At 68.8% G+C, this 7741-nt stretch carries 6 protein-coding genes; 4 read left to right on the forward strand and 2 right to left on the reverse strand.

Features of this window, described 5'->3' with window-relative positions:
• The first annotated feature begins 2 nt into the window (after positions 1-2).
• From ACFTSA_RS17135 to ACFTSA_RS17145, 3 genes are read left to right on the forward strand one after another with little or no spacing between them, the layout of a single operon-like run.
• Complete coding sequence (locus ACFTSA_RS17135; RefSeq protein ID WP_377952793.1) at positions 3-2885, forward strand: molybdopterin-dependent oxidoreductase; 2883 nt, start codon at positions 3-5, stop codon at positions 2883-2885.
• Between the two features lie 58 nt (positions 2886-2943).
• Positions 2944-3924, forward strand: a complete 981-nt coding sequence (locus ACFTSA_RS17140) for an aldo/keto reductase (protein ID WP_377952794.1) — start codon at positions 2944-2946, stop codon at positions 3922-3924.
• 32 nt (positions 3925-3956) lie between these two features.
• A complete protein-coding gene (locus tag ACFTSA_RS17145) occupies positions 3957-4607 on the forward strand; it encodes a uracil-DNA glycosylase (protein ID WP_377952795.1) in 651 nt (216 codons plus the stop codon).
• A 5-nt stretch (positions 4608-4612) separates the two neighbouring features.
• Here the strand turns inward: ACFTSA_RS17145 and nboR are convergent, their stop codons facing one another.
• Positions 4613-5236, reverse strand: a complete 624-nt coding sequence (nboR, locus tag ACFTSA_RS17150; RefSeq protein WP_377952796.1) for a nicotine blue oxidoreductase — start codon at positions 5234-5236, stop codon at positions 4613-4615.
• A gap of 160 nt (positions 5237-5396) precedes the next feature.
• Between nboR and ACFTSA_RS17155 the strand changes: the two genes are divergently transcribed.
• A complete protein-coding gene (locus ACFTSA_RS17155) occupies positions 5397-5582 on the forward strand; it encodes a YegP family protein (RefSeq protein WP_331575326.1) in 186 nt (61 codons plus the stop codon).
• Between the two features lie 188 nt (positions 5583-5770).
• Here ACFTSA_RS17155 and aceE read toward each other — a convergent pair.
• On the reverse strand, positions 5771-7741 hold a 1971-nt coding region (aceE, locus tag ACFTSA_RS17160), incomplete at its 5' end, for a pyruvate dehydrogenase (acetyl-transferring), homodimeric type (protein ID WP_377952797.1).

The raw sequence follows: 7741 nt of genomic DNA on the forward strand, positions 1-7741 counted from the left end.
GCATGGCCATGGAAATCAACGGCGCGCCGGTACAGGCGCAGCCGCGGCCGGGCCAGTGCCTGCGCACGTTCCTCCGGGAGCAGGGCAACTTCGGCGTGAAGAAGGGCTGCGACGGCGGCGACTGCGGTGCCTGCACCGTGCATGTGGACGGCACCCCGGTGCACAGCTGCATCTACCCGGCCGTCCTCGCGGAGGGCCACGCGGTCACCACGATCGAGGGACTTGCCGCCACCAGCAAGGGGACCGACCTGCACCCGGTGCAGCAGCAGTTCTTGGACCGCCAGGGCTTCCAGTGCGGCTTCTGCACCGCGGGCATGGTGATGACGGCGGCCACGTTCGACGACGTGCAGAAGGAAAACCTGCCGCGCAACCTCAAGGGCAACCTGTGCCGCTGCACCGGGTACCGGGCCATCGCGGACGCCGTCTGCGGCCACGAAGGCCACCCCGTCCCGGAAGGCCCCGGCTCGGGCATTGCCGGTGAGGGGCAGCCCGCCCCGGAGCCCGGCCGGCTGGGTGACGACGTTCCCGCCCCCGCCAGCCGCGCGGTGGTCACGGGCCAGGCCCGCTACACGCTGGACGTCCCCGCCGAGGCGCTGCCCGGCCTGCTGCACATGAAGCTCGTGCGCTCGCCGCATGCCCACGCCCGGGTCCTGTCCATCGACACCTCTGCCGCGATGGAGGTGCCGGGAGTGGTGGCCGTCCTCACCGCCGAGGACGCCCCGGACCGGCTGTACTCCAGCGCCCAGCACGAGCTCTACACCGACGACCCCGACGACACCCGGCTGCTGGACACCGTGGTGAGGTTCCGCGGGCAGCGAGTGGCCGCCGTCGTCGCCGAATCGGTGGGGGCTGCGGAAGCGGGCGTCCGGGCCGTGCGGGTTGAGTACCAGGAACTGCCCGCGGTGTTCACCCCGCAGGACGCCATCGTGCCCGGCGCGCCCGCCCTGCACGGGGAAAAGGAGGCAGGCACGGCGCGGATCGCCCGGCCGGAGCGGAACATCGTGGCCGAGCTGCACTCCGAACTCGGCAGCGTCAGCGACGGGTTCGCGGCCGCCGACTTCATCCACGAGCAGACCTACCGCACCCAGCGCGTCCAGCACGTGGCCCTGGAAACCCACGCCTCCATCGCCTCGGTGGACGACGACGGCCGGCTGCAGGTGCGCACGTCCAGCCAGGTGCCGTTCCTGGTGCGCCGCACGCTTTGCCGCGTGTTCGCGCTGCCGGAGGACCAGGTCCACGTGGTGGCCGGCCGGGTGGGCGGCGGCTTCGGCGGAAAGCAGGAGGTGCTGACGGAGGACATCGCCGCGCTCGCGGCCCTGAAACTGCGGCGCCCCGTCCAGCTGGAGTTCACCCGCACCGAGCAGTTCACCGCCAGCACCACGCGGCACCCGTTCACCATCAAGCTCAAGGCCGGCGCCAGCAGGGACGGCCGGCTCACGGCGCTGCAGCTTGACGTCCTCACCAACACGGGCGCCTACGGCAACCACGCCCCCGGCGTCATGTTCCACGGCTGCGGCGAGTCCCTGGCCGTCTACAAGTGCGCCAACAAGAAGGTGGACGCGCTCGCCGCCTACACCAACACCGTGCCGTCCGGCGCCTTCCGCGGCTACGGCCTCAGCCAGATGATCTTCGCCATCGAATCTGCCATCGACGAACTGGCCGCCGGCATCGGCATGGACCCGCTGGAATTCCGCCGCCGCAACATGGTGCGCGAGGGCGACGACATGCTGTCCACCCACCCCGACCCGGAGGAGGACGTCCACTACGGCAGCTACGGGCTGGACCAGTGCACGCGCCTGGTGCAGGACGCGCTGGAGCGCGGCCGCGAACGCTACCGGTCCGCCGGCCTCGACGACCTGGGGCCGGACTGGGTCACGGGCGAGGGCACGGCGCTGTCCATGATCGATACCGTGCCGCCGCGGGGCCACTTCGCCCATTCCAGGCTCCGGCTCCTGGCCGACGGAACGTACGCCGCCGACGTCGGAACCGCCGAATTCGGCAACGGCACCACCACGGTGCACGCGCAGCTCGCGGCGACGGCGCTGTCCACAGTGGCCGCGCGGGTCGCCGTCCGGCAGTCGGATACGGACCTGATTGAGCACGACACCGGCGCCTTCGGGTCGGCCGGAACCGTGGTGGCAGGAAAGGCGACACTGGCCGCCGCCGAGGAACTGGCCGTCCGGATCCGGGCGTTCGCCGCCGGCATCCGGCAGATCCAGGCCTCCGGCTGCGTGCTCGACGGCGATGCCGTCGTCTGCGAGGGAACCAGGGTGCCGCTTACTGAACTGTTCGACGCGGCGCGGCAGGCCGGCGTCGAACTCGAGGCCGAGGGGCGCTGGGGCGGAACGCCCCGCTCGGTGGCGTTCAACGTCCACGGTTTCCGCGTGGCCGTCAACACCGGAACCGGGGAGCTGCGGATCCTGCAGAGCGTGCAGGCGGCCGACGCCGGCGTCGTCGTTAATCCGCGGCAGTGCCGGGGGCAGATCGAGGGCGGGATTGCCCAGGCCCTGGGTGCCGCCCTGTACGAGGAGGTCCGGGTGGACGACGCCGGCCGCGTAACCACGGACATCCTCCGGCAGTACCACATCCCGTCCTTCGCGGACGTGCCGCGCAGCGAGGTGTACTTCGCCGACACCAACGATTCCATGGGTCCGCTCGGGGCCAAGTCGATGAGCGAGAGCCCCTTCAACCCCGTGGCGCCCGCGCTGGCTAACGCAATCCGGAATGCCACCGGGGTGCGCTTCGCCGAACTGCCGATCGCCCGGGACAAGATCTACCTGGGGCTGAAGGAGGCGGGGCTCGTTCCCGACAACGTTCCCGACAACGTTCCCACAGGCGGTGTTCCCGCAGGTCCAGGCAACGCGGAGTCACTTTGTGCCCAATAATGCGCCGCCGGAGGGCGCGAAGTGACCCCGCGTGGGGTTGGCAACATATAGTCGGGGGATGGAACAGCGCATCTTAGGCAAGACCGGACGGAACGTTTCAGCCGTTGGACTGGGAACCTGGCAGCTCGGCGCGGACTGGGGCAACGTTGACCCGGCCCAGGCGAAGGCCATCCTCGCGGCCTCGGCGGAGGCCGGCGTAACCTTCTTCGACACCGCGGACGTGTACGGGGACGGCCGCAGCGAGCAGGCCATCGGAGAGTTCCTGGCCGACAACCCCGGCACGGGCATCACGGTGGCCACGAAGATGGGCCGCAGGCTGGAACAGCGCCCGGAAAACTACAACCTCGCCAACTTCCGCGAATGGGTGGACCGGTCCCGCCGCAACCTGCTGACCGACGCCCTGGATCTGGTCCAGCTGCACTGCCCGCCCACCGCCGTGTACAGCCGGGCCGAGGTGTACGACGCGCTGGATACCCTCGTCGCCGAGGGGGCCATCAGGAACTACGGCGTCAGCGTCGAGCGGACCGATGAAGCCCTCGAGGCCATGCGCCACGAGGGAACGGCCTCTGTGCAGATCATCCTGAACGCCTTCCGGCTCAAGCCGCTGGACGAGGTGCTGCCCGCCGCGAAGGCCGCAGGCGTGGGCATCATCGCCCGGGTTCCACTCGCCTCCGGGCTGCTGTCCGGGAAGTACACCAAGGAAACCGTCTTCGCGGCCGACGACCACCGCAACTACAACCGCGGCGGCGATGCCTTCGACGTCGGCGAAACCTTCTCCGGGGTGGACTTCGATCTGGGGCTCAAGGCGGTGGCCGAGTTTGAGCAGCTGGTGCCGGAGGGCTCGGGCACCGCGCAGGCTGCCATCGCGTGGGTCGCCGCGCAGGACGGTGTCACCTCGGTCATCCCCGGTGCCCGTTCCGTGGAGCAGGCAAGGGCGAACGCCGCCGCGGTTGCCACAGTGCTCAGCCCGGAGTTCGACGAGGGCGTGCGCTGGATCTACGACCACTACTTCCGCGAGGCAATCCACCCCCGCTGGTAAAAGCAGCGCGGGGCCGAGAGGGAGGCGGATCAATGGGCCCGTCGCCAATCGACGGGTTCATTGCCCGGCTGGCCGCCGCCGAAACCGGCCCCGGCTGCAACAACTTCTTCGACCGTTCCGTTCCCGTCAATGCTCTGCGGCGGCAGAACCTGGCGGCCTACCTGGGCGACATGCTGGACCGGACCCCGAAGGTGTTGCTGGTGGGGGAGGCGCCCGGCTTCCGGGGCATGCGCATCACCGGGGTTCCCTTCACCAATCGGACCATGTTCGCCGGACCCGCCAACCACTTCGGGCTGTTCGGCGCCGGGAGGGGGTACGTGCTCCCGCCGGAGGCTGCCGGCGTCGCCGCCGAGCCCACGGCGACGGTGATGTGGGAGGTGCTGGCGGAGCTCGACTTCCTCCCGTTGCTGTGGAGCGCCTGCCCGTGGCATACGCACGTGCCGGGTCAGCCGCTGACCAACCGGACGCCCACGCCGGCGGAAGCAGCCCTGGGGACCCCGTTCTGGCAGGCCCTGACCGGCATCTTTCCCATCGAAACCGTGCTGGCCGTAGGGAACGTTGCGCACCAGAGCCTTCGCCGCAGTGGCTTGGACGTGCCGAAAATCAGGCATCCGGCCCACGGCGGGAGGGCCCTCTTCAAACAGGGGCTGCAGGAACTTCTTGCGGCGGGGCTGCTCCGGTAGCCGATTCAGCCCAGCAGGTCCAGCTGGTCCGGGGTGTCGAGGTCTTCGCCGCCGGACTGGCCCGAACCGGGCGGCAGAGTGCAGTCCACCAGGTCGATCAGGTCCGGATGGGCCTGAAGGAAACGCCGGGCACCGGCGTCGCCGCCGGCCGAGGCCGCGGCTTCCGCGCGCAGCGTGGCGTCGAGCAGCAGCGGGTGGCCGCGCCGGAGCTTCCCGGAATCGTCGGTGTACGCAGCGGCAGTCAACCGGCCCGGCCGGTGTGCACGGAGCAGCCGGGCGACAGTTTCTGCTGTCAGCCCCGGCTGGTCCACGAGCGCCACCAGCACGTGGTCTTCCCGGCGTGCATGATCAAGTCCGGTCTGGAAGGAACTGCCCATACCGCCGGCCCACGCCGGGTTCTCGACCACCGTGTGCCGGGCCAGGTCAGCCCGGGCGCGGACGTCCCCGGCACCCGCGCCGAGCACCACCACAACCTCGCGGCAGCCGCCGTCGAGCAGTATGTCCGCCAGGACCTCCACGAGGGTGCGTCCCCGGAACGGAAGCAGCGCCTTCGGTCCCCGGCCAAGGCGGGTCCCGGCACCCGCCGCCAGCAGCACGCCGGTGGTCTGGGGGTGGGGGAAGTCGGTCATGGAATCACCCTAGGCCATGCCGGAGCGGGCACGCGGCGGAATACTACCCGGCAGTAGGGGTGGTTCGTCCAATGAATGGCGGCTAACGTCGAATGTGTCGTGTTGGCAATTGGGGGTCGTAATGGCAGCTGCAACGGTGCAGCTGGCGGAAGGAGCATCTATGGCAGGCACATTCGTAATCGAGACGGCAGGCGCCGGGCAGTACCGGTTCAGGCTGACGGCTGACGACGGGACCGTCGTTGCGGTATCGCCCAGCTTCTCAAACATCAAAGCCGTCACCGCAGGAATCACGGCAGTCAGGGAGAGCGCAGCAACAGGCTTCGTCGTCGACCGCAGGCACCCCTGACCTGACCCAAAGAAGCACGACGGCGGCCCCCATCATGAGGTGCGGGCCGCCGTCGTTTTTTGTTGCGCCGTTTTTGTTGGCTACCTCCCCCGCTTTGGAGTTTTCGTCCACATATCGCGACTTCAGAGGCCTTTTGGGGCCATTATCTGGACAAAAACTCGGGGCTCGAGGGTGGCCGGCGCGGAGCGTCAGGAGTCGCCGCCGGCTCCTCCTGTTGTTCCCGCCGTGACGTCCAGGAGTTTGTAGCGGTCCATGGCGTACGACGGCGCGCCCTCCTGCACTTCGCCCCTCGCCGCCAGCAGCTGGAGGGTTTTGACGACGATGGAGTGGGTGTCGTTTTTGAAGAAGCGGCGGGTGGCGGCGCGGGTGTCGGAGAAGCCGAAGCCGTCGGCGCCGAGGGTGGCGAAGTCGTTCGGGATGAACTGCCGGATCTGGTCCGGGACGGCCTTCATGTAGTCCGAGACGGCGACGACGGGGCCCTGGGCGCCTTCGAGCTGTTTGGCGACGAAGGGCTGGCGGGCGTCCTTGCCGGGGTTGAGGAAGGCTTCCTCTTCGGCGGCGAGGCCGTCGCGGCGCAGTTCGTTCCAGGAGGTGACGGACCAGACGTCGGCGGAGACGCCCCAGTCTTCGGCGAGGATCCGCTGGGCTTCGAGGGCCCAGGGGACGGAGACGCCGGAGGCGAGGATCTGGCTCTTGGGGCCTTCGGTGGTGGAGGCTGCGAGCTTGTAGATGCCCTTGAGGACACCTTCGACGTCGAGGTTCTCCGGTTCGGCCGGCTGCACGATCGGCTCGTTGTAGACCGTGAGGTAGTACATGACGTTTCTGCCAGATACAGCTGCGGTTCCGTTTTCGCCGCTTGCGGCGACCCCGTACATGCGTTCGAGGCCGTCGCGGACGATGTGGCCCATTTCGTACCCGTAGGCGGGGTCGTAGGTGACCACGGCGGGGTTGGTGGAGGCGAGCAGGGGGGAGTGTCCGTCGGCGTGCTGGAGGCCTTCGCCGGTGAGGGTGGTCCGTCCTGCGGTGGCGCCGATGATGAAGCCGCGGGTCATCTGGTCGGCGGCGGCCCAGAAGGCGTCGCCGGTGCGCTGGAAGCCGAACATGGAGTAGAACACGTAGACCGGGACCAGGGGCACGCCGTGGGTGGCGTAGGCGGTGCCGGCGGCGGTGAAGGCTGCCACGGCGCCGGCTTCGTTGATGCCGGGGTGGATCAGCTGGCCCTGGGCGGATTCCTTGTAGGCCAGGACCAGGTCGCGGTCCACGGACAGGTAGTTCTGGCCCTTGGGGTTGTAGATCTTCGCCGTCGGGAAGAACGCGTCCATGCCGAACGTGCGGGCCTCATCGGGGATGATCGGCGCAATGTGCTTGCCGAAGTTCTTGTCCCGCATCAGGTCCTTGAGCAGGCGGACGAACGCCATGGTGGTGGCGGCCTGCTGCTTGCCCGAACCGCGCTTGGCGACCTCGTAGGTCTTTGCCTCGGGCAGCTCGATGTCGGAGTGCTTCGAACGGCGTTCCGGAACCGACCCGCCGAGGGCTGCGCGGCGCTCGAGCAGGTACTTGATTTCCGGGGCATCCGTGCCCGGGTGGTAGTACGGCGGCCGGTACGGGTCCTTCTCCAGCTGCTCATCCGTGACCGGGATCCGCAGGTGGTCGCGGAACTTCTTGAGGTCATCCAGGGTGAGTTTTTTCATCTGGTGGGTGGCGTTGCGGCCTTCGAAGTGCGGGCCCAGTCCGTAGCCCTTGACCGTTTTGGCCAGGATCACGGTGGGTTTGCCCTTGAATTCGGTCGCGGCCTTGTACGCGGCGTAGACCTTGCGGTAGTCGTGCCCGCCGCGCTTGAGGTTCCAGATCTCGTCGTCGGTCAGGTCCGCGACGAGGTCCTTGGTCTGCGGGGTTTTCCCGAAGAAGTGTTCGCGGACGAACCCGCCGGATTCGGCCTTGTACGTCTGGTAGTCCCCGTCGGGGGTTTCGTTCATGATCTTCACCAGCGACCCGTCGGTGTCGCGGGTGAGCAGGTCATCCCATTCCCGGCCCCAGACGACCTTGATCACGTTCCAGCCCGCACCGCGGAAGAACGCCTCGAGTTCCTGCATGATCTTGCCGTTGCCGCGCACCGGCCCGTCCAGGCGCTGGAGGTTGCAGTTGATCACGAAGTTCAG

The organism is Arthrobacter sp. NPDC057013 (assembly GCF_042674585.1).
GTDB lineage: Bacteria > Actinomycetota > Actinomycetes > Actinomycetales > Micrococcaceae > Arthrobacter.

Excerpts from the sequence above, each read along its gene's own strand:
- ACFTSA_RS17155 (WP_331575326.1), top strand. The coding sequence starts at position 5,397 with ATGGCAGGCACATTCGTAATCGAGACGGCAGGCGCCGGGCAGTACCGG.
- nboR (WP_377952796.1), bottom strand. The coding sequence starts at position 5,236 with ATGACCGACTTCCCCCACCCCCAGACCACCGGCGTGCTGCTGGCGGCG.
- ACFTSA_RS17140 (WP_377952794.1), top strand. The coding sequence starts at position 2,944 with ATGGAACAGCGCATCTTAGGCAAGACCGGACGGAACGTTTCAGCCGTT.
- ACFTSA_RS17135 (WP_377952793.1), top strand. The coding sequence starts at position 3 with ATGGCCATGGAAATCAACGGCGCGCCGGTACAGGCGCAGCCGCGGCCG.
- ACFTSA_RS17145 (WP_377952795.1), top strand. The coding sequence starts at position 3,957 with ATGGGCCCGTCGCCAATCGACGGGTTCATTGCCCGGCTGGCCGCCGCC.